Here is a 1,333-nt window from a genome sequence, read left to right as displayed (position 1 = left end):
GGGAGTGTACAATATTTTGTGTAAATAGTAATTGAAAAGGGAAGACCTTCCCCGTATGATTAAATCGCCAAACATAATCAACGGAGGCCTTCCCCATGGATCAGTTTAACAAAGAAATCGCCCAAACACTACTAGCTCAAGGAAATTTAAAGGAGGTTTTTCGTACTCAATTGGAGAAAACAGTCAACAGCCTGCTTCAAGCTGAACTGACCGCAATTTTAGGCTACGATCCATATGATCGCAGTGGCTTCAACAGCGGTAATTCCAGAAACGGACAGTACTTTCGCCAAATAGCTTCCGAGTATGGAAAACTAAATATTTGTGTGCCCCGTGACCGTAATGGTGAATTCAAAGCAGCACTTATTCCATCCTATACGCGCCGGGTTGATGCCCTAGAAGAAATGGTTCTCAAGCTCTACGAAAAAGGGATCACAACACGTGAAATTGCCGATCTCATTGAGAAAATGTATGGATCGCACTACTGCGCAACCACAATCTCAAACATGACCCAGGTCGTCGAAGGGCAAGTTGCGGCTTTTCATAAGCGTCATTTTACTGAGTCAAGCTTCGTTTGTCTCTTCATCGATGCGACTTATCTTCCGCTCAGACGAAAGACGGTTGAACGTGAGGCGGTCCATATCGCGATTGGCATTACAGCAAGCGGTGAGAAACAGATCCTTGATTACCAAATCGCTCCAACTGAGAATGGTGAAGTTTGGTCAGAATTATTAGGTGGACTTGTAAAAAGAGGTATCAGCAACGTCCAACTAGTCATCGCTGACGGAATGGTGGGCCTTGAATCAGCACTTGAAAGAAGCTACCCACAGGCAAAGTTTCAGCGTTGCCTCGTTCATATGAGTCGTAATATTTTCAAAAAAGTACGTGTTAGTGACCGACAGGCCGTTATGTCTGAATTCAAGCAGATCCATCAAGCAACGACCAAATCTGAGGCACAAGCGATTCTGGCCACCTTTATTACACACTGGGCACCTAGCTATTCTAGAATGACGAAGCACTTAGCGGAGACCAAAAATCTGCTTACTTTCTTTGATTTCCCGACAAGTATTAGAGCCTCGATCTACTCAACCAATCTTATTGAATCTTTCAACAAATCAATTAAGCGAAAAACCAAAGTGAAAGAACAATTTCCAAATGAAGCTGCGTTGGATCGTTTCCTAGTCACACAGATGTTGGCCTACAACGATAAGAACTTTGGTAAGTCTCATCGTGGTTTCAAACAATGCCAAGATACATTAGAATCAATGTTTTGAAATTGGTTATTTAATCGTGCGAATAAGAGTTACTCATTTACACAAAATTATTGACACTCTCG

General features: G+C 42.5%; 1 protein-coding gene. It reads left to right on the top strand.

Translation table 11 applies throughout. From position 1 onward, the window contains the following. The first annotated feature begins 95 nt into the window (after window positions 1-95). Window positions 96-1,271, top strand: a complete 1,176-nt coding sequence (locus tag EKM98_RS11985; RefSeq protein ID WP_068223443.1) for an IS256 family transposase — start codon at window positions 96-98, stop codon at window positions 1,269-1,271. Window positions 1,272-1,333 lie beyond the last annotated feature (62 nt).

Source organism: Loigolactobacillus iwatensis, assembly GCF_003950295.1.
Lineage (GTDB): Bacteria > Bacillota > Bacilli > Lactobacillales > Lactobacillaceae > Loigolactobacillus > Loigolactobacillus iwatensis.
This window is presented reverse-complemented; position numbering and strand designations above follow the sequence as displayed.

Excerpts from the sequence above, each read along its gene's own strand:
- EKM98_RS11985 (WP_068223443.1), top strand. The coding sequence starts at position 96 with ATGGATCAGTTTAACAAAGAAATCGCCCAAACACTACTAGCTCAAGGA.